The organism is Aliirhizobium wenxiniae (assembly GCF_019511445.1).
In the GTDB taxonomy this organism is placed as follows: Bacteria; Pseudomonadota; Alphaproteobacteria; order Rhizobiales; family Rhizobiaceae; genus Neorhizobium; species Neorhizobium wenxiniae_A.
In genome coordinates this window covers 15,670-35,937 of record NZ_JAEUAN010000011.1, presented here as the reverse complement: position 1 = coordinate 35,937, position 20,268 = coordinate 15,670, and the positions used below count along the sequence as shown (strand labels likewise).

17 protein-coding genes and 2 pseudogenes are annotated in these 20,268 nt (G+C 58.0%); 14 read left to right on the top strand and 5 right to left on the bottom strand.

The window, feature by feature from the left end; translation table 11 throughout:
• The first annotated feature begins 33 nt into the window (after positions 1-33).
• The 3 genes from repA (at position 34) to repC (ending at position 3,587) form a co-directional block, all read left to right on the top strand.
• Positions 34-1,230: a plasmid partitioning protein RepA gene (gene repA / locus JNB91_RS14780; RefSeq protein WP_220326282.1), complete on the top strand. Its 1,197-nt coding sequence runs from the start codon at positions 34-36 to the stop codon at positions 1,228-1,230.
• Positions 1,230-2,210 carry a plasmid partitioning protein RepB gene (repB, locus tag JNB91_RS14775; protein WP_220326281.1) on the top strand — a complete coding sequence of 327 codons (981 nt, stop codon included), beginning with the start codon at positions 1,230-1,232 and terminating at the stop codon, positions 2,208-2,210. Before repA ends, repB begins: the two co-directional genes overlap by 1 nt.
• Before the next feature lie 159 nt (positions 2,211-2,369).
• Positions 2,370-3,587, top strand: a complete 1,218-nt coding sequence (gene repC, locus JNB91_RS14770) for a plasmid replication protein RepC (RefSeq protein WP_220326280.1) — start codon at positions 2,370-2,372, stop codon at positions 3,585-3,587.
• A 175-nt stretch (positions 3,588-3,762) separates the two neighbouring features.
• Here repC and rhaI read toward each other — a convergent pair whose 3' ends face one another.
• The gene (gene rhaI, locus JNB91_RS14765; protein WP_220326279.1) at positions 3,763-5,055 is read right to left on the bottom strand and encodes an L-rhamnose catabolism isomerase; all 1,293 of its coding nucleotides are present in this window, start codon (positions 5,053-5,055) and stop codon (positions 3,763-3,765) included.
• Positions 5,056-5,131: 76 nt separating this feature from the next.
• On the opposite strand from rhaI, the gene JNB91_RS14760 reads away from it, so the two are divergent.
• Entirely contained in the window at positions 5,132-5,290 is a 159-nt protein-coding gene (locus JNB91_RS14760) for a YqaE/Pmp3 family membrane protein (RefSeq protein ID WP_220326278.1), read from the top strand.
• Between the two features lie 48 nt (positions 5,291-5,338).
• On the opposite strand, the gene JNB91_RS14755 is transcribed toward JNB91_RS14760, so the two are convergent.
• Positions 5,339-7,435 carry a bifunctional rhamnulose-1-phosphate aldolase/short-chain dehydrogenase gene (locus tag JNB91_RS14755; protein ID WP_220326277.1) on the bottom strand — a complete coding sequence of 699 codons (2,097 nt, stop codon included), beginning with the start codon at positions 7,433-7,435 and terminating at the stop codon, positions 5,339-5,341.
• 198 nt (positions 7,436-7,633) lie between these two features.
• Between JNB91_RS14755 and JNB91_RS14750 the strand changes: the two genes are divergently transcribed.
• The 7 genes from JNB91_RS14750 to JNB91_RS14720 all read left to right on the top strand — a co-directional run bounded on the left by JNB91_RS14750 (position 7,634) and on the right by JNB91_RS14720 (position 14,825).
• A complete protein-coding gene (locus tag JNB91_RS14750) occupies positions 7,634-8,446 on the top strand; it encodes a DeoR/GlpR family DNA-binding transcription regulator (RefSeq protein ID WP_220326276.1) in 813 nt (270 codons plus the stop codon).
• Positions 8,447-8,497: 51 nt separating this feature from the next.
• Positions 8,498-9,493: a rhamnose ABC transporter substrate-binding protein gene (gene rhaS / locus JNB91_RS14745; protein WP_220326275.1), complete on the top strand. Its 996-nt coding sequence runs from the start codon at positions 8,498-8,500 to the stop codon at positions 9,491-9,493.
• A 105-nt stretch (positions 9,494-9,598) separates the two neighbouring features.
• Positions 9,599-11,125 carry a sugar ABC transporter ATP-binding protein gene (locus tag JNB91_RS14740; RefSeq protein ID WP_223218187.1) on the top strand — a complete coding sequence of 509 codons (1,527 nt, stop codon included), beginning with the start codon at positions 9,599-9,601 and terminating at the stop codon, positions 11,123-11,125.
• Between the two features lie 10 nt (positions 11,126-11,135).
• Positions 11,136-12,125 carry an ABC transporter permease gene (locus JNB91_RS14735; protein WP_220326273.1) on the top strand — a complete coding sequence of 330 codons (990 nt, stop codon included), beginning with the start codon at positions 11,136-11,138 and terminating at the stop codon, positions 12,123-12,125.
• Positions 12,126-12,139: 14 nt separating this feature from the next.
• Positions 12,140-13,144: an ABC transporter permease gene (locus JNB91_RS14730; RefSeq protein WP_220326428.1), complete on the top strand. Its 1,005-nt coding sequence runs from the start codon at positions 12,140-12,142 to the stop codon at positions 13,142-13,144.
• A complete protein-coding gene (gene rhaM, locus JNB91_RS14725) occupies positions 13,141-13,461 on the top strand; it encodes an L-rhamnose mutarotase (protein ID WP_220326272.1) in 321 nt (106 codons plus the stop codon). Before JNB91_RS14730 ends, rhaM begins: the two co-directional genes overlap by 4 nt.
• Positions 13,458-14,825, top strand: coding sequence for an FGGY-family carbohydrate kinase (locus JNB91_RS14720; RefSeq protein ID WP_220326271.1), 1,368 nt, complete (start codon positions 13,458-13,460; stop codon positions 14,823-14,825). Before rhaM ends, JNB91_RS14720 begins: the two co-directional genes overlap by 4 nt.
• A 595-nt stretch (positions 14,826-15,420) precedes the next feature.
• Here the strand turns inward: JNB91_RS14720 and JNB91_RS14715 are convergent.
• Together JNB91_RS14715 and JNB91_RS14710 are read right to left on the bottom strand one after the other, a co-directional pair.
• Positions 15,421-15,657, bottom strand: a pseudogene (locus tag JNB91_RS14715) (IS66 family transposase); the annotation flags it as partial.
• A complete protein-coding gene (locus JNB91_RS14710; RefSeq protein ID WP_220326270.1) occupies positions 15,591-15,863 on the bottom strand; it encodes a hypothetical protein in 273 nt (90 codons plus the stop codon). The gene JNB91_RS14710 and the pseudogene JNB91_RS14715, both read right to left, overlap by 67 nt.
• On the opposite strand from JNB91_RS14710, the pseudogene JNB91_RS14705 reads away from it, so the two are divergent.
• The 3 genes and pseudogenes from JNB91_RS14705 to dinB form a co-directional block, all read left to right on the top strand.
• Positions 15,813-16,289 (top strand): annotated as a pseudogene (locus JNB91_RS14705) (SOS response-associated peptidase family protein); the annotation flags it as partial. The gene JNB91_RS14710 and the pseudogene JNB91_RS14705 overlap by 51 nt on opposite strands.
• A gap of 87 nt (positions 16,290-16,376) precedes the next feature.
• On the top strand, positions 16,377-16,826 hold the full coding sequence (locus tag JNB91_RS14700; protein ID WP_220326269.1) for a hypothetical protein: 450 nt from the start codon (positions 16,377-16,379) through the stop codon (positions 16,824-16,826).
• Positions 16,827-16,868: 42 nt separating this feature from the next.
• A complete protein-coding gene (gene dinB / locus JNB91_RS14695; RefSeq protein ID WP_430736287.1) occupies positions 16,869-17,960 on the top strand; it encodes a DNA polymerase IV in 1,092 nt (363 codons plus the stop codon).
• A gap of 134 nt (positions 17,961-18,094) precedes the next feature.
• On the opposite strand, the gene JNB91_RS14690 is transcribed toward dinB, so the two are convergent.
• Positions 18,095-20,239 (bottom strand): TonB-dependent receptor domain-containing protein, encoded by a 2,145-nt coding sequence (locus JNB91_RS14690; protein ID WP_220326267.1) that lies wholly within the window; start codon positions 20,237-20,239, stop codon positions 18,095-18,097.
• Positions 20,240-20,268: the final 29 nt, after the last annotated feature.

Genomic DNA, 20,268 nt, shown 5'->3' with positions numbered 1-20,268 from the left:
AAACTTGAGTTTTGTCGCCAGAACGGTCCCTGCATGAACGCGCATTCGAAATTGCCGTCCTTTGAGTTCGACGAGAAGATCCTGCTCCAGGGTGCAGAGATCTCGCGTCGCCTCGACCAATTGCGGATGGAAAAATTTCCTCCGAATGCAAGAAAGACGTTGCGCCTGTTCTCCATGGCGGAAGTGGCACACTATCTCGGCGTCAGCCCCAACAATCTGAAGCGCCTGCATCTCGAAGGCAAGGGACCGACCCCAAAAACCTCCACCGGCGGCCGCCGTTTCTATACCGGCGAGCAGATGCGCGAGTTGCGCTTCTTTCTCGACAAAACCGGCAAATCCGATGCCAAGAAATACGTGCCGCATCGCAAGGATGGCGACAAGCTGCAGGTGATTGCCGTCGTCAACTTCAAGGGCGGTTCCGGCAAGACGACGACGACGGCCCATCTTGCCCAGCATCTGGCGCTGACCGGCCATCGTGTTCTTGCGATCGACCTCGACCCACAGGCCTCGCTTTCGGCACTTCACGGTTTCCAGCCTGAACTGGACAAGAACCCGTCCGTCTATGACGCGATCCGTTATGACGACGAGAAAAAACCGATCGCCGATATCATCCAGCAGACCAATTTCCCGGACCTGGACATCATCCCGGCCAATCTGGAATTGCAGGAATACGAATACGACACCCCGCTTGCCATGCAGACCTCGAGCGAGGGCAAGCGTTTCTTCACCCGGCTCGGAAAGGCGCTGCAGCAGGTCGAGGACCGCTATGACGTGGTGATCGTCGATTGCCCGCCGCAGCTCGGTTACCTGACGCTGACGGCTTTGACGGCATCTACCTCGGTGCTGATCACCGTCCACCCGCAGATGCTCGACCTGATGTCGATGAGCCAGTTCCTGCTGATGCTCGGCAATATCATCAAGACGATCAAACGCGCCGGCGCTAATGTCGAAATGGACTGGCTGCGGTATCTGATTACCAGATACGAGCCGACCGATATACCGCAGGCGCAGATGCTCGGTTTCATGCAGTCGATGCTGGCGGAAGAAATTCTGAAAAATCCGATGGTGAAGTCTACGGCGATCTCCGATGCCGGCCTGACCAAGCAGACGCTTTATGAAGTTGAACGCGCCAATTTCACCCGCGAAACCTATGACCGCGCCATAGACTGCATGGACAGCGTCAATTTCGAGATCCAGGGGCTGATCCACCGTGCCTGGGGGAGGATGTGATGGCGCGCAAGAACCCGTTTGCCAATGTGATGAACGAGGGCCGGCCGGATAACGGCGTGGCGCTCGATTATACCGTCAAGGGCGCATCCCGGACGATCATGTCGACGATCGACGAGCTGGCGGAACGTGCCGACAAAATGCTGGAAGGCGAAACCGTCGTCGAGCTTTCGCCCGAGACGATCGAGGAATCCTTCATCCGCGACCGCCTGGAAGAGGATCCGCAGGCGTTTGAAGATCTGGTCGCCGCCATCCGTGAGAACGGCCAGACGAGCCCGATCCTCGTGCGCCCTCACCCGCATCATGACGGCCGCTATATGGTGGTCTTCGGCCACCGCAGGCTGAAGGCCGCAACCGCGCTTGGCCGCAATGTCCGCGCGGTGGTCAAGCCGATCTCCGACCGCGAACATGTGATTGCCCAAGGGCAGGAAAATTCCGCTCGTGCCGATCTCTCCTTCATCGAAAAGGCGACCTTTGCCCGTCGGCTTTCAGAGCTACACTACGACAATGACAGCACGATTGTGATGACCGCCTTATCTGCGGATAAGGCGACGCTCTCCAAGATGATGTCGGTCGCCAACATGCCCCGCGACATTCTCGACGCGATCGGCGGCGCCAAGCTGCCGGGTCGTGATCGCTGGTATGAACTCAAGCTGCTTCTCGAACGGCCCGCCAATCTTGCGAAACTGCGCGAAGTCCTGGCCGCGACCGATCTTGACGGTTTGAACGGAGATGCCCGTTTTGCCTTCGTCTTCGATGCCCTGACCCGCAAGAAAGCTTCGGGTTACGCACGGCCGCCGCAGAAGTCGAAATGGGTTCCGAAGGATAAAAGCGTTGCAAGGGCGGTTTCGGCCGAAATCCGCAACGACGGGAAGAACTACACATTGGCGTTGAAGGCCAGGGATGCCGTGGGTTTCGGTGAGTTTATCGCCGACAGCCTGGACGATCTTTATGCCGAATATCGCCGGATCATGAAGGATTAGGACCGACCAAAAGAAAAAAGCCCCCAAAACGTTTCCGTCGTGGAAGCTTCTCTCTGATTAAGCACCTGCAGAATCGCATTTCCACGAATCACAGTCAAGAGTTTTTGGCACCGTTTTGGTGAGCGGTTTTCTTTTGCCTGAAGAAAGGTGAAGGGAAAGATGCGAACTGGACTTGTGACGACGCCTTTCGGGCGGCGGCCGATGACGCTCGCCTTGATGAAAGGCCAGCTTCAATCCTCCGACGACCGGATGAAGCGTCCTGTCGAAAAATGGAAAGTGTTCCGCGATATCTCCGAAGCGCGTCAGCTGCTCGGTCTTCATGACCGTGCGCTTGCGGTTCTCGATGCGCTTTTGACCTTCCATCCGAAGAACGAATTTGCGCCCGGCGACAGGCTTGTCGTCTTTCCGTCGAATGCCCAGCTTTCGGTTCGTGCCCATGGCATTGCCGGCACGACACTGCGACGTCATCTCGCCGCCCTTATCGAAGCCGGTCTCATCCACCGTCGCGACAGCCCGAACGGCAAACGCTACGCCCATCGTGGACATGGCGGCCAGATTGAGGACGCTTACGGTTTCGACCTTGAGCCTCTGATGCTGCGCGCTGCCGAGCTTGCCGGTCTTGCCCAACAGGTCGCTGCCGAAAAGATCCGCTTCAAGCGCGCCAAGGAAGCCCTCACCCTTTGCCGTCGCGATATCCGAAAGCTTCTCACCGCTGCCGTGGAAGAAGGTGCAGAGGGTGACTGGTGCGTGATGGAAGAGATCTACGAAACCCTGATCTCCCGCCTGCCGCGCTCCCCCAACCGGGAAACGGTCGAAACCCTGCTCGACGAAATGGACGCTCTTCGTGCTGAAATCGTCAATCGTCTGGAAATACAAGTAAAAACCGAAAAAACAGACACCAATGACATCCAGAATGGATGCCACATACAGAATTCAGATTCCGAATCCATCTATGAACTTGAACATGGCTCTGAGAAGGAGCTTGAAGGAAAAACCGAGCAAACCAAGCTGCGGCAGAGCGAGACGCCAAAGACGTTTCCGCTGAGCATGGTGCTGCGAGCCTGCCCGCAAATGCTGGATTATGCCAGAGGCGGTGAGATCGGCAATTGGCGTGATTTCATCGCAACCGCCGTTCTGGTCCGATCAATGCTCGGTGTCAGCCCGTCAGCTTATCAGCAAGCCTGCGAGACATTGGGGCAGGAAAATGCCGCCGTGGCGCTCGCCTGCATTCTTGAGCGTGCCGGACATATCCACTCCGCCGGCGGCTATCTGAGAGACCTGTCGGCAAGAGCCGAGCGTGCCGAGTTCTCGCTCGGACCGATGCTGATGGCCTTGATAAGGGCCAATGCGAGCGAGGGCCTCAAACGAACGGGATAATCGTCAGAACCCGTCGTTGACGGCAGTCAAAATACCAGTTTTCTTCAAACATTTCCGTTAGATAGGCGGAAATGAAGGAGGCTTTTTGACCGTAAATATGCCTGATGAAACAAATGCGTATAAGAAAAGGGCCGCTCCTACATTGTAAGAACGGCCCCAAGCAGGTTTCGAGTTATCAGACGATACCGCCGCTTCCGCCAACGACTGCCGGGCGCTCTGCGGCGACCTTCTGGCGGTAACCGCTCTTGCGATAGGCGGCGATCGGGTCGATTGCACCGCCGGCACGGCGACGGGCTTCGGCAAGGATCGGCTCGACATCGGTGCGGTAGGCACGCTTCAGGGTATCGGTCGCCATCAGGGCATCGTTGTCCTGCTGATAACCGTCCAAGGCATTGCGGTCGACGATCAGGGCCTGGGCATAGGCGCGGCGGATTTCGTTGGCGCTCGATATCAGGCTTTCGATAGGGTCGGTTACGTTATGCGACTGGTCGATCATATGGGCCGGGTGGAAACCCTTCACGCCGCGCTTTTCGGCATCGACCAGTTCATTGAAGACGAGGAACAGGCGATAGGGCTCGATCGAACCGGCATCGAGATCGTCGTCACCATATTTGGAATCGTTGAAATGGAAGCCGCCAAGTTTGCCGAACTGGATCAGGCGGGCGACGATCATTTCGACATTGGTATTGGGCGCATGGTGGCCGAGATCGACGAGGCAGAAGGCCTTTTCGCCGAGCGTCTGGGCGATCAAAAGATTGCTGCCCCAGTCCTGCACGACTGTCGAATAGAAGGCCGGTTCGTACATCTTGTGTTCGGAAAACAGCCGCCAGTCGTCCGGCAGAGCCTTGTAGATATCGGCCATCGAGGAGAGATAGCGCTCGAACTGGCGGGTGAAATTGGCCTGACCCGGAAAGTTCGAGCCGTCGCCGATCCAGACCGTCAGCGCCTTTGAACCGATGGCGTTACCGATCTCGATACATTCGATATTGTGCTCGACAGCCTGGGCGCGGGTTCCGGCATCGGTGTGGCTGAGCGAACCGTATTTATAGGAATGCGCCTGGCCGGGTGCGTCGGCAAAGGTGTTGGAGTTCATCGCATCGAAGCCGAGGCCGAGCGAATTTCCCTTTGCTTTCAGGTCCTTCGGGTCCGTCTTGTCCCACGGGATATGCAGCGAGACGGTCGGAGTTGCTCTCGTTAGCTCATTGATGACGGAGCAGTCTTCCAGCTTGTCGAAGATGCCGCGCGGCTCGCCCTGCCCCGGAAAGCGGGCAAAGCGCGTGCCGCCTGTACCGACACCCCAGGAGGGAACAGCGACGAAGAATTCGCAGACCTTTTTGGTGATCGCTTCGATTTCGACACCGCGGCGGGAGAGGTTTTCGCCAAGCGCGGCATAGTCGGAGGCGAGAGCTACCTCATTGTTTTTGTTGTGTTCGCCGATCACATCGGCGGAAATCATCTGATCCGTCATTTTTCCTCCTCCGCCAGGCGAACGAACTGGCTTCACCTGCGTTATCACGTGCAATTATTTCAAAGACGAGGGTTTTATGGACGTCATTCGCATCCTTCTCGCCATCATCCTGCCGCCTGTGGGCGTGTTCCTGCAGGTCGGCATCGGCCTGCATTTCTGGCTGAATATTCTGCTGACACTTTGCGGTTATATACCCGGGATCATCCACGCGATCTGGGTCATCCTGCGCAAGTAGCCGCGACCTGCCACCGGGATGAAATTCCACGGTGGCAAGCCGATGTGCTTAGCGGGTAAAGCTCTGGGCGTTACCGGCATCGACATTGATGATGTTGCCGGTCGATTTGGCCGAGAGGTCCGAGGCGAGGAAGTAGATCGCCTCGGCAATGTCTTCCGGGAAGACGTTGAGCTTGAGCATCGAACGCTTGCGGTAATGTTCCTCCAGCTCGGTCACGTCGATCTTGGAAGACGTGGCCCGCTGTTCGCGCCACTCGCCGCTCCAGATTTTCGAACCGCGCAAAACGGCATCCGGATTGACGGTGTTGACGCGGATGCCGGCATCGGCCCCTTCCAGAGCAAGGCAACGGGCGAGATGGATTTCGGCAGCCTTTGCCGTGCAATAGGCGGACGCATTGGGCGACGAGGCCAGCCCGTTCTTGGACGCAACGAAAACGACGTTGCCGCCGATCTTCTGGCGACGGAACAGGCGGAAGGCCTCGCGGGAGACGAGGAAATAGCCTGTCGCCAGAATGTCAATATTCTTGTTCCACATGGCAAGCGTGGTGTCTTCCACCGGTGCCGAAGAGGCGATGCCGGCGTTGGAGACGAGGATGTCGACGCCGCCGAATTCGACGGACGCTTCAACAAACGCCTTGGCCACCGCATTTTCATCGGTCACATCCAGCTTGACGCCGCGCACGGCGTCAGCGCCGAAACGCTTGGCGAAATCCGCTTCCGTTTCGGTGAGCGCGTTCTGGTCAATATCCGCCAGAACCACGCAGGCACCCTCGTCGATCAGGCGGGTTGCGGTGGCGCGGCCGATACCGCCGGCACCGCCGGTGACGAATGCCACCTGGCCGGCAAGGCTTTTCGGCTTCGGCATGCGCTGCAGCTTCGCTTCTTCCAGCAGCCAGTATTCGATATCGAAGGCTTCCTGTTCCGGCAGGCCCTGATACTCGGAAACGGTGGAAGCGCCACGCATGACATTGATTGCGTTGACATAGAACTCACCGGCGATACGGGCGGTTGCCTTGTCCTTGGCGAAGGAGAGCATGCCGACGCCCGGAACCAGGAAGATGACCGGGTTGGGGTCACGCATCTTTGGCGAGTTGTCGTGCTTGCAGGTCTCGTAATAGCGGGTGTAATCGGCGCGGTAATCTTCCAGCGCCTTGTCGAGACCGGCAACCACGGCATCCGCATCCGGCTTGGAAGGATCGAAATCGACGATCAGCGGGCGGATTTTCGTGCGCAGGAAATGATCCGGGCAGGATGTGCCGAGTGCGCCCAGCGGTGCAAGGTTCTTCGAATTGACGAATTCGAGCACGGCATCCTGATCATCGAAATGGCCGAGCTTGCGTTCAGCCTTGCCGATCCGGCCGCGGATTTCCGGCATCAGTTTTGCGGCAATGGCGCGGCGTTCTTCCGCACCGAGGCTCTTTGCAACCGTGCCGCCGAAGATCGTCTTGCCTTCGGTTTCCTTGGCAAACCACTCGATCGCCTTGTTGATGATTTCGAGCGTCAGCAGGTAGCAATCCTTGGCGTCATCGGCCCAGGTGAACAGGCCGTGGCTTTCGAGCACGACGCCCTTTGCGGTCGGATTGGCTTTCACGAAGGCTTCGAGATCCAACCCGAGCTGGAAACCGGGGCGGCGCCAGGGTAGCCAGCCGATATCGGTGCCGAAAATCCGCTGTGTCAGTTCTTTTGAATTCTTCGAGGCTGCGATGGCAATGATCGCATCCGGGTGCATGTGGTCGACATGGGTGAAGGGAACGAAACCGTGCAGCGGCGTATCGATGGATGCGGCGCGCGGATTGAGGTTGAAGGTGCAATGCGGCAGGAAGCCGACCATCCGGTCTTCATCTTCGACGCCCTTATAGATACCCTTCAGCGCTTCCAGCTTATCCATGTAAAGAGTGGAAAAGCCATCGAGCTTGATGGTGCCGACATCGCCGCCGGAACCTTTGACCCACATGACCTTGACCTTTTGGCCGGTCAGCGGATCGGTTTCCATGACTTTGGCGGAGGTGTTGCCGCCGCCGTAATTGGTGATGCGCTTGTCGCTGCCCAGAAGATTTGAGCGATAAAGCAGCTTGCCCGGCTCATCGAGCTTTTCGGCGTAAGCATCATCCCAGCGGTTATCGAGAAGGCGGATTTGGCCCGACATGTCGTCCTCCCTGACGGTATTTTGTGACGGCGCTGGTCCTCCTGCGCCGTTTGTGCGACAGGATATCGCGCGATGTTTGGTCGCTTGTCAATCGTAATTGATCAACTTCAATCATGTTGCGTTGCAATAACGATCTGCATGATCGTTTGTGATTGACAACTTTTAGAAACTGATAATAGTTGGCCTCAGGAGGAGACCATGCACGAACGTGAACGACATCGCATAATCTTGAGCGCGATCCAGGAAAAGCCTGTGATTACGGTGCAGGATATTGCCGACCTGACGGATGCGTCCGAGGCAACGATCCGCCGGGATATCGCGTCTCTGCATGTGCAGGGAAAGCTTCGCCGGGTGCGTGGCGGCGCGGAAGCGGTGCACCCGCCGCAGATCGGCCAGCTGGCCGCCCGCTCGTTCCGCGTGTCGGAATCCGTAAATATCGATAAGAAACGCTCAATTGCGCGCCAGGCCGTCGATCTGTGCGACGAAGGTGAATCGATCATCATCAATGGTGGAACGACGACCTTCCAGATGGTGCATTACATGGCCGCGCGCCGCATGCAGGTGATGACCAATTCCTTTGCGATCGCGGAACATTTGGTCAAGCACTCGAAGAACAATGTGACGGTGCCGGGCGGTACGATCTATCGTGAGCAGAGCCTGATCCTGTCACCTTTCGACAATGACGCAATTCGCAATTTCTACGCTCGCCGCATGTTTATCGGGGCTCAGGGCATCGGCCCGCTCGGGATCATGGAGCCGGACGCGCTGGTGATCCAGAGTGAGCAGAAATTGATGAGCCAGGCCGAAGAACTGGTGGTTATGGTCGATTCATCGAAATTCCAGCGGCGCTCGAGCATGATCCTGTGTCCGCTGGAGCGCGTGACGACCATCATCACCGATGACGGGGTTTCGGAAGATGCCATGAAAATGGTGGAGGATGCTGGCGTTCGCTTGATCATTGCGGGGGCGGGGAACGCCACGCAGGAGGAAGATACCCCGTCGGTCGCTTGAGGGCGGCGGGAGGAAATGGACATCCGTTCAATCTTTGGGAGGAGAATTGGCATGAAACTTTCTAAAAAACTCGCACTCGGTGTGGCTTTGGCCGTCACCATGATGTCGTCAGCGGCTTCCGCTGCCGACATGAAGATCGCGCTTGTGGTGAAATCGCTCGGCAACGGCTTCTTCGAAGCCGCCAACAAGGGCGCACAGGAAGCGGCAAAGGAACTCGGCGGCGTCGAGATCATCTATACCGGTCCGACCTCGACGACGGCCGAAGGCCAGATCGAAGTGATCAACTCGCTGATCGCACAAGGCGTCGATGCGATCGCCATTTCCGCCAACGACCCGGATGCCGTCGTGCCGGCGCTGAAGAAGGCGGCCCAGCGCGGCATCAAGGTTATCTCCTGGGATAGCGGTGTTGCACCGGAAGGCCGTATCCTGCAGCTCAACCCGTCGTCCAGCGAGCTTATCGGCAAGATGTGCCTGCAGCTGGCGGCGAACCATCTCGAAGGCGGCAAGGGCGATTTCGCCATCCTATCCGCCACCACCACCTCGACCAACCAGAATATCTGGATTGGCGAGATGAAGAAGCAGCTGAAGGATTTTGCCGGTCTCAACCTCGCCACCACGGTTTATGGTGATGACCTTGCCGACAAGTCCTATCGTGAAGCACAGGGGCTTCTGACTTCGCAGCCGAATGTGAAGGTCATTGTGGCACCGACGACGGTCGGCGTGCTGGCTGCTTCGCAGGCGGTGAAGGATGCTGGCAAGATCGGCCAGGTCTATGTGACCGGTCTTGGCCTTCCATCCGAAATGGCGGGCGCCATCAAGTCCGGTGCGACCAAGGAATTCGCCATCTGGAACCCGATCGATCTCGGCTACAGCGCCACCCAGATTTCCTATCACCTGGTGAAGGGCGACACGGACGGCAAGCCGGGCTCGGAAATCGAAGCCGGCCGCATGGGCAAGATCAAGATCGGTGAGAATGGCGAAGCTGCGATGGCTGATCCGTTCATCTACAATTCCAAGAATATCGACGAGTTCTCGAAGATCTTCTGATCCCTCCCGGGACTTCAAGGTCCGGCGCCGCCAGTTTTTTGGCGCCGGACCGGTGATGACTTTTAATTGGCAGATATGACGATGACCGCAGTTGAACGGACGGGCATGGAGGTGGCGCCTATTCAGGATTCGAAATCCGCGGGCCGGACGACGATCCTCGAAATGCGCGGAATTTCCCAGATTTTTCCCGCTGTTAAGGCGCTGGATGGCGTCAATATCTCGCTTTATCCTGGTGAAGTGACGGCCCTGATCGGCGAAAACGGCGCGGGGAAATCGACGCTGGTGAAGATCCTTACCGGGATCTATGTGCCGAGCGAAGGCGAGATCCTGATCGATGGTCAGCCGGTGAGTTTTACGAGCGCGCAGGATGCCGTCGATGCGGGTGTGACCGCGATCCATCAGGAGACCGTGCTGTTCGACGAACTGTCGGTGGCGGAAAACATTTTTCTCGGGCATGCGCCGCGCACGCGCTTCGGTCTGATCGACTGGAAGACCATGAATGCGCGCGCGAGCGACTTGCTTCACGCGCTGGAAAGCGAGATCGATCCGACCATACGGCTAAAAGATCTCTCGATTGCGCAGCGGCATCTGGTGGCGATTGCCCGGGCGCTGTCGGTTGAGGCCCGGATCGTCATCATGGACGAGCCGACCGCTGCCCTCTCCCGCAAGGAGATCGACGATCTGTTTCGCATCGTCGAGGGCTTGAAGAGGCAGGGCAAGGCGATCCTGTTCATCAGCCACAAGTTCGACGAGGTTTACGAGATCGCCGAGAATTTCGCGGTGTTTCGCGATGGCCGGGCCGTGGGCCATGGGCGGCTGGCCGACACCCCACAGGATACGATCGTGCGGATGATGGTGGGTCGCGATGTCGAAAACATCTTTCCCAAGGTCGAGGTCAAGATCGGTGAGACGGTGCTTTCGGTCGAGAACTATTGTCACCCGACGGAATATCGCGACATCTCCTTCGACCTGAAGCGCGGCGAAATTCTCGGTGTCTATGGCCTGGTCGGTGCCGGTCGTTCGGAAATCTGCCAGTCGCTGTTCGGTGTGACGCGGCCATCTTCCGGTCAACTGGTGTTGGAGGGCGAGACGCTTTCCATCCGCTCGCCGCGCGATGCGATTGCGGCCGGTATTGTCTATGTGCCGGAAGAGCGCGGCCGCCATGGTCTGGCGCTGCCGATGCCGATCTTTCAGAACATGTCGCTGCCCTCGCTGGCGCGCACCTCGCGATCGGGTTTCCTGAAGGCCGCCAATGAGCTGGCGCTGGCGCGCAAATATGCCGAGCGACTGGATCTGCGTGCGGCAGCGCTTTCCGTACCTGTCGGTACGCTTTCGGGCGGCAACCAGCAGAAGGTGGTGATCGGCAAATGGCTGGCGACACTTCCCAAGGTGATCATTCTCGACGAGCCGACCAAGGGGATCGATATCGGCTCCAAGGCGGCGGTGCACGGTTTCATCAGCGAACTGGCGGCCGAAGGCCTGTCTATCATCATGGTCTCTTCCGAACTGCCGGAAATTCTTGGCGTGTCGGACCGGGTGCTGGTGATGCGCGAAGGCCTGTCGGCCGGGATATTCGAGCGGTCGCAGCTGAGCGCCGAGACGCTGGTGCGCGCCGCCACCGGCAATGCGTGAGGGGGCTCAGATGAAGAAACTCTTGAAACACCGCGAGCTGCTTCTGGTCGGCATTATCGCCATCATGGTGGCAGGGTTTGCCACCCGTGCGCCCGGCTTTGCGACGCCCGGAAATCTCGCCAATATTTTCAACGACACGTCGATCCTGATCATATTGGCGCTCGGCCAGATGACGGTGATCCTGACCAAATCGATCGATCTTTCGGTTGCCGCCAATCTCGCCTTTACCGGTATGGCGGTGGCGATGATGGATGCGGCTTTTCCCGGCTTGCCGCTGGCGCTGCTGGTCATTCTGGCTGTCGGCATCGGTGCGGCGCTGGGGGCGATCAACGGCGTGCTGGTCTGGTGGCTGAGGATCCCGCCGATCGTCGTGACGCTCGGCACGCTGACAATTTATCGAGGCATGGCCTTCGTCCTGTCTGGCGGCGCCTGGGTCAATTCGCACCAGATGACGCCCGGCTTCCTCAACTTCCCTCGCCTACCCGTTTTAGGCATGCCGCTCCTGTCATGGATGGCGATCGCCATCGTGCTGATGATGTGGGTGGTGCTGACGCGAACGCAGTTCGGCCGCGCGACCTATGCTTCCGGGGGTAACCCGACCGCGGCGGTCTATGCCGGTATCGATATCGGCCGGACGCGGTTTTTCGCCTTCACGCTTTCAGGCGCGCTGGCAGGGCTTGCCGGTTATCTCTGGGTGTCGCGTTACGCCGTCGCCTATGTCGATGTCGCGGCGGGCTTCGAGCTCGATACGGTGGCGGCCTGTGTCATCGGCGGCATCTCGATTGCCGGTGGCATCGGCTCGGTCGCCGGTGCCGTGCTTGGGGCGCTGTTCCTCGGTGTCATCAAGAACGCGCTTCCGGTCATAGGCATTTCCCCATTCGCACAGATGGCGATCTCCGGCATCGTTATCGTCGCCGCCGTCGTTTTCAATGCCCGCGCCGAACGCAAGGCCGGGCGCATCATTCTGCGCGATCGTGGCGCCAAGGAGGTTTCCGCATGAGCGACAATCGCGACATGACTGCTGAAACCAGAACCCGTTCCGCCATTCCCGATCGGCTGGGTACGCCGATGAGCCGCCTGCTCGGCAGCTGGGAAGTGCTGCTGTTCGGCGTCGCAGTGGCGATCTTCATCGCCAACTCGCTCGCCTCCCCCTACTTCCTCAACGCCTGGAACCTGTCGGACGCGACCTTCAATTTCACCGAGAAAGCGATGATCGCCTTTGCCATGGCGATGCTAATCATCGTCGGCGAAATCGATCTTTCGGTCGCAGCGATCATCGCACTCGCCTCTACCGCAATGGGTGCGGCAGCCCAGATGGGGATCGGTGCGCCGGGGCTGGTGGCGGTCGGCGTCAGCGTCGGGCTTGTCTGCGGCGCGATCAACGGAACGCTTGTCTCGGTGCTGAAACTGCCCTCGATCGTCGTTACCATCGGCACGATGAGCCTGTTTCGCGGCATTTCCTACATCACGCTCGGTGATCAGGCTTATGGCAAATATCCGGCCGATTTCGCCTACTTTGGGCAGGGCTACGTTTTCTGGGTCTTCTCGTTCGAGTTCGTGCTGTTCATCGTGCTGGCCATCATTTTCGGCATCGTGCTGCACGCCACCAATTTCGGCCGACAGGTTTTCGTCATCGGCAATAACGAGTTTGCGGCGCGCTTCTCCGGCATCCCGGTCGAGCGGATCAAGTTCAAGCTGTTTCTGCTGACAGGCCTGATGTCCGGTATCGCAGCCGTCTGCCTCACCTCGCGCCTCGGCTCCACCCGCCCGTCGATCGCTCAAGGCTGGGAGTTGGAGATCGTCACCATGGTCGTGCTCGGCGGTGTTTCCATTCTCGGCGGGGCAGGCACGATTGCAGGTGTCGTTATCGCGGCCTTCGTCATGGGCCTCGTTACCTTCGGTCTCGGCCTCTTGAACGTGCCGGGCATCGTCATGTCGATTTTTGTCGGCCTGCTTCTGATCATCACCATCGCGCTGCCCATCGTGGTGCGTCGCATCAAGTTCATGAGTACGAAATGATTTTGGAAAAACACGCATTCAAGATGAAACTGAACCCTGGCATGGAGGCCGAGTATCGCAAGCGCCATGACGAGATCTGGCCGGAGCTTGCAGCGCTTCTGCGCGAGGCGGGTGTGCGGGATTATTCCATCCATCTCGACCGGGAGAGCAACACGCTTTTCGGCGTGCTTTCGCGACCGGTCGACCATTCCATGGCAAGCCTGCCGGAACATCCGGTGATGAAGCGCTGGTGGGCGCATATGGCCGATATCATGGAGACCAATCCGGATAATTCGCCGGTGCAGAGTGATCTCACCACGGTGTTTCATCTGCAATGAGTGATTTTCAGCGGATCGCCGTTCTCGATATAGGCAAGACGAATGCGAAAGTGGTGATCTTCGATGCCGCAAGCGGCGCGGAAATCGAGATGCGGCGCATGCCAAATCGGGTTCTGTCAGGCCCGCCCTACCCGCATTATGACGTGGAAGCGCTCTGGTCTTTCCTGATCGAGAGCCTTGCGGCTTTTGCCAAACAGCCTGGCTTCGATGCGATCTCGATCACGACGCACGGAGCCGCTGCCGCGCTGATCAATGTGGATGGAAAGCTCGCCTTGCCGGTGCTGGATTACGAGCATCAATATTCCGAAGAGATCCAGCGTGCCTATAATGCGATCCGACCGGATTTTGCCGAGACCTTTTCGCCTCGCCTTTCCGGCGGGCTTAATCTCGGTGCGCAGATCCACTATCAGAAAACTGCGTTTCCCGATGCGTTTTCGAGCGTTCGAACGATCCTGACCTATCCGCAGTATTGGGCCTTTCGGCTGAGCGGCGTGGCTGCCAATGAGGTGACGTCGCTGGGCTGCCATACGGATCTCTGGCGGCCGCATGAGGGGCGGTATTCATCGCTTGTCGAGGCACTGGGTATTGATAATCTCATGGCTCCGGTGCATTCGGCCTTCGATCAGGTCGGCACGATCCTTCCCGAGATCGCCTCTGGCATCGCCCTCCCCCGACCGGTGCCGGTGTTTTGCGGAATCCACGATTCCAACGCTTCGCTTCTGCCATATCTTGCGGGTCGCGAAGTGCCATTCGCCGTTGTTTCGACGGGCACATGGGTGATCAATTTCGCTGTCGGCGGTGATATCGACCGGCTGGATCCGACGCGGGACACGCTGGCCAATGTCGATGCCTATGGGCGTGTTGTCCCGTCCGCCCGCTTTATGGGTGGCCGGGAATTCGAGGTGTTAAGCGCTGAACTTGGGGCACTGGATCAGGATCGGATGATGAATGTCCTGCCGGGCGTTATAGAAAAGCGGCTGATGCTGCTTCCGAATATCGCCACAGGATCGGGGCCTTTTCCGGGACGGCAGATGAGGTGGTTGAAGGATGAGGGCGCATCCTCGGATGAGCGCTGGGCCGCAGCCTGCCTCTATTTCGCGCTGATGACGCAGACGTGCCTCGATCTGGCGCGCGCGAAAGGACCTACCCTCGTGGAGGGACCGTTTGCGCTCAATGCGCTTTACCTCAGCCTTTTGACCGGTCTGACGGGCAGGGAGGTGATCGCCGTCCCGGGATCGACGGGGACAAGCCAGGGCGCGGCCCTGCTGGCTGGTATCGCACCGGCAGCGCGTAAGGGTGTGTCTGCAGTCGCCATCGATGAGGTTGATCTTGTTGGTTACCGGGAGCAATGGCTACACCAGTAGCTGAGCGGCGTGATTTTATCTTGATGGCGGAAGCTTGGGAGGCGGTAATCGCCGGATCGAAGTTGCGGTTGACAGCTGTCAACGGTGATGCGTGGGGCTGCTCTGCTTCCTCGACGTTGTGAGAGACGCACTCGCTACGGTGCCGTGTTCGATACGCAATTGCGGCAACATGGCGGGGCTGCTGAAGTTGGGGGAGGGGCCTCGGTTGCGGGCCAGCGATCACTCCGTTGGATGTGCGTGTTGACAGCTGTCAACACATCCACCGGACCTTTGGAAATAGAGCTTTGAAACTCCACGGCGTATTTTCAGGCGCTGCTTTGCGGCCTATAATACGAATCAGAAAGAGCCTATCCGCGCAGCGATTCCAGGAAAATATGGTTAACTACCCGGTGGTGAAACGAAACCGCTCATTAGGTTTCGTATCCTGCTTCGCTTGCTGATTTTTCAAGATGTTAAGTTTGGCCGATTTTCCGCAGAACTTCCGCGCTTTGGGGTAAGCGGGGCAGATCTGGTGGCAGTGCTGGATTAGCGTGCGGAGCTTCGGATCGTCAGCGGCGTGCTACGACGATGGTGGCGAGGAGCGGAACGGGCTGATCTTCATCAGCCCGAGCATGATGTCACGCGCCTGTCGACCGTCGCGGCTGACCGTGCCGCCCGAAATCTTCCGCTTTATGACACAGCCGCGCAGATCTCTTTCCGAGGCGTTTGTAGGCAGCGGCGTTTCCGGCCGCTCCAGAACCCGAAGCAGCTCGGCCTTGCGGCGCTTCAACCGCGACAGCAGGTTGTCGAGGTCATCGTAGCCGGTACAGAGGGAGAAAATTCTGCCGAACCGAAATAAACCAGCACTGACATGCCGTCTTGCAGATCGAGCCGGCAGCCGACGACTAGACGCAGGCCGGTTGCTCGCGATGCTTCTAGCGCCCGGACAATCCCCGCGAGACTGTTGCGATCGACGACACCAATCGCCTGGATGCCAAGCTCGCTCGCCTTCGAAAGCTCACCTTTCCGCATTGGAAGCGATGGTTTGGTGTCGAACATCGATGCATCGTCCCTGTCACCAGCTTTGCCGAGCCGGATCCGAAAAGCCAAGTACCGGGCGGCAAGGTCCCGAATGCCTGGTTCGCGCGCGACGAGCAGAAATCGCTGATGTTTTTTGCCGGCATTCAGGTGCCGCAATGGCAGAGCGTCAGGAAGGAGAAAGACGGACTGACGACAGATGATCTCTATGTTTTCCTGACGACCGACCCGAATGCACTGGTGGAACCGATCCACGAAAATGCCATGCCGGTCCTTCTCCTGACCCAGGAGGAAGTCGAGGTCTGGATGCGGGCTTCTTGGGATGAGGCAAAGGCGCTTGCCCGGCCACTGCCGGCGGATGCCCTGATCATCTCGTCGCGCGAGCCCTACGCTTCGTCTATCGTTGCAAAAGACGGTGAGCCCTTAGAGCAACCAACGCTGTTGTAGCCGCAGATGCCGGATCATCCTGCAATGATTTGACTCTCATTGCGATTGTTCTTATTTTGTTCTATCCGATATGGAAAGGATAAGGACATGAGCTGGCTCAAACTCGACCCTGCGAAGTCGTCAATGTCGGAACGTGATTTCCATATGGCTGTCCAGGATCACTATCGGCAGCTGTTTCTGCCGCATTTAGGAAGTTTCGACTGGGATGTCGCCGCCTTCTACCGCAGCCGCGACAAGCAGCCGATCTACTACTTTTCGCCGGGGGCCTCTGATCTGCTTATGAAGTTCGGCAAATTTCCTTACGAGTCATGTGATCGGCCAGAATCTAACGCGGTTCAATTGCAGGTCGGTACGTCGCTTGCTGACGATACCGCCTGGGTGGAACTGCCAGATGAAACCCGTCCCTATCCGGAATTCGATCAGGAGCTCGCCGACGCCGAGGCTGATTACCGGGACAGCGTCTGGGGACCGGGTGGCGAATGCGGACCGATCGAAGGTGATCCCGGATACGATGACCGCCAAATGCGTCGTGGCTGACACCAGTGCTCACCGGCCGCTGAGATTGCATCGATGGACGCCATGACCTCCCCAGCCACCCGAAAGATAATCCACGTCGATATGGATGCTTTTTACGCGTCGGTGGAACAGAGGGATAATCCGGATCTGCGCGGCAAGCCGCTTGCGGTTGGCGGCGCTGCCGCAAGAGGCGTGGTCGCGGCCGCCAGTTATGAGGCGCGCAAGTTCGGGGTTCATTCGGCCATGCCATCGGTCACTGCCGCACGCAAATGCCCGGACCTGATCTTCGTAAAACCTCGCTTCGAAGTCTATCGTGCTGTCTCGCAGCAGATCCGGGAAATCTTTGCCGAATACACGCCACTGATCGAGCCGCTGTCGCTCGATGAAGCCTATCTGGATGTGACCGAAAACCTGAAAGATATGCCGATTGCCACCGAGATCGCGCTTGAGATCCGCGCAAAGATCAAGGCGGTGACCGGGCTCAATGCCTCCGCCGGCATCTCCTACAACAAGTTTCTGGCCAAGATGGCGTCCGATCTCAACAAGCCGAACGGTCAGGCTGTCATCACCCCGAAGAATGGCCCGGCCTTCGTCGAGGGACTTGCCGTGAAGAAATTTCACGGTGTCGGACCGGCAACTGCGGAAAAGATGCATCGACTCGGCATTGAAACCGGCGCGGACCTGAAGGCGCAATCTCTACCATTCCTCACCCAGCATTTCGGCAAGTCAGGCCCTTACTTTTATGGCATCGCACGTGGCATCGATGAACGCCAGGTCCGACCTGATCGAGTGCGGAAGTCGGTCGGCGCCGAAGACACGTTCAGCCGAGATATCGACGATCTCGACCGGGCAACCAGCGAGCTAAAGCCGCTGGCAGACAAAGTCTGGACCTATTGCGAGGCAAAACGCATCTCGAGCAAAACCGTAACGGTGAAGATCAAATATTCGGATTTCACCCAGGCCACCAGAAGCCGAACTGGCACCCTGCCTTTTTCGAGTGGCCAAGATGTTCTCAATGCTGCCTCGGAGCTGCTGAAGACGGTCTATCCGTTCAGGCGTTCAGTGCGATTGCTTGGGGTGACACTCTCATCGCTCACCGGCGCTGAAGACGATGGTGACAGCCAAGAGCAGCCGGAGCTGGATTTCAGCATATAGGAGAAAACGAGAAAGCCCGCCGCGGGAGGAGGTGTGGCAGGCTTTTCGAAATGGACGAACAGCGATTGAGAACGGGAGTGTCTGCCCCCAAGCTGGAAGCACGATCGGAGCAGACCAGCACGAAAGTGCACCTGCTAGAATTTGGCCGTCAGGCTTGCCCTTATGGTTCGTCCAGGCGACGGCATCCAGCCATTCATGGCATCGACATAATATCGATCGAAGGTATTCTCGCCCTTGAGATCAAAAGTCATGTGATCATTGACCTTGTAGGACGCGAACGCATCAACCACCGTGTATGGCTGCCAGACGGCTGTACGCTGCCGATCCGAGGTCGTCAGAGGCGCCATGCGCTCACCGCTGTGCAGGATGCGCATGCCGACCGTGAGTTTGTCGTCAAACAGACGTGCACCAAGCGTCAGGCTCGTCTGGATCTTCGGCGGGATGTGGTTGGTGGCATAGTCGTAGGTGACGGCGGTATTCCCGCAACTGGAAGTCGTCGGGCAGAATGCATAGTCGGTATAATAAGTCAGCGATGCCTCCGAGAATATCGGGCCGACGTCGTACTTTCCTGAAACCTCCACGCCGGAAATCATGAACCTGTCGATGTTGTCGAAGGTGAATACATATTCTCCAGGACCTGCATTCGAGGCGACGCGGGAGATATAACTGGAATAGTTATTGCGGAAGTAGGCTAGCTTAAGCCGGGCTTGATCATCGTCAAAAATCAGCCCGTCCCTGTTGAGATTGACACCTAATTCCCAATTGCGTGACACTTCTGCATCCAGGTTGGGATTAGGAATGCTGTTTGCGTCGCTGCCCATGGCCTCACGCATGGTCGGAGGGCGCACACCTTCAGCATACAAGGCATAAAATTGCAGTCCCTCGATCGGCGTGATCGTGGTGCTGATTGTCGGATTCAGACGGCCGCCATCTTTCCCGCGCACGCCGGTGTCAGAGCTTGGAGCCTTATCCTCAAGGCGATAGGCGTCATATCTCAAAGTACCGTTGAACTTTAGCCAATCTGTCGCCTCCCATTGAGCGGAAGAAAACGCGCTGGCCATCGATCGTGTCCCGACACTCGGCTGCAGATAGACGCAAGTGGAGTTGGTATATGTTCGGCTGCAATATTGCTCGCCATCCATATCTTCAAGAAGATACGAAACGCCGTAATTGAACGTCAGATCGCCGAAATCCGTGGAGAACCGGCTGGTATTGTTGAGATCTCCGCCATATGTCCAGGTTTCGGTGAAACGCGGCTCGTCGGCTGGAATATAGCCCCACTGGGAAAAATCCGGCGCCGAGGCCACGGCGCGTGTTGTCTGTGCGACATTACTTGCCCACAGATTGAAGCGAAGGTCGAAAAGGTCGTCGTCCGGATTCCAGCGATATCGGGCGGTGTAGGTATCTGCACGCACGTCTGACAGTTTCACCTGCCTGAAGCCGTTATCCTGCTGGAAGAGCAGCGATCCCATGGACTCGCCGAAATTGCTGTCGAACCTCATATATCCGAGTTCCAGGCTATGATCCTCCGCCCAGCGGATTGTGCTTTTTAGCAGTAGAGAGGTGGTTTCCTCGGAGGTGTTGAAGACCTCCTCTCCAGGCTTGGTGAACGATAGTGGATAGGTTCTGCCATCAAAATCGAAGGTCGTATCACCGTGGCTTCCGGCAAAATAATTGCCGCTGCGCCTCTTGGCGACTGCTGCGAGAAAATCAAAATTCTCCTGCGTCGTGGCGATAGCCGCGCTGCCAGAAAAATTCTCCAGATCGAAGAACCCGGGCGCATCTGTTCTTTGCTCGTAGGTGTTGCCAGCCGGAGGAGCTGCTGCGTTGTCGCTCGTCCCAACCTTCAAGCGGGCGCCGAACTCCTTGTCCTCATCGACGATATCGGTTGCATTCAAGGTGCGGATCGCGACCACGCCACCGGTTGTCCCGGCGCCTTCCGCTCCGCCGGTCGGGCCTTTGTTGATGCTGATACCGCCGATGAAATCTGGATCGATATAGGTGCGTTCGTCAACGCCGATATAGCCGCGCCATGTCGTCGAAGTCTGCTGTGTGCCATCGATCGCGACCTTAACGCGGTTCTGGCCTTGCTCGCCGCGGATGTTCACATCGAGTGCTGCACCATTATGGTTGGACGCGGCAATGACGCCGGGTGTCCCTTTGAAGACATCGCCGGCCGATGAGCCGCGGAACCGCTCGATCTGCTCATTAGAGATATAGCTGCTTGAGCCTGCAGTCTCATACGGCGCGTTTACAAAATCCCCGGAATGCTTGAGCACGATAGGTGCAAGGTCCGTCGCTCCGCCTT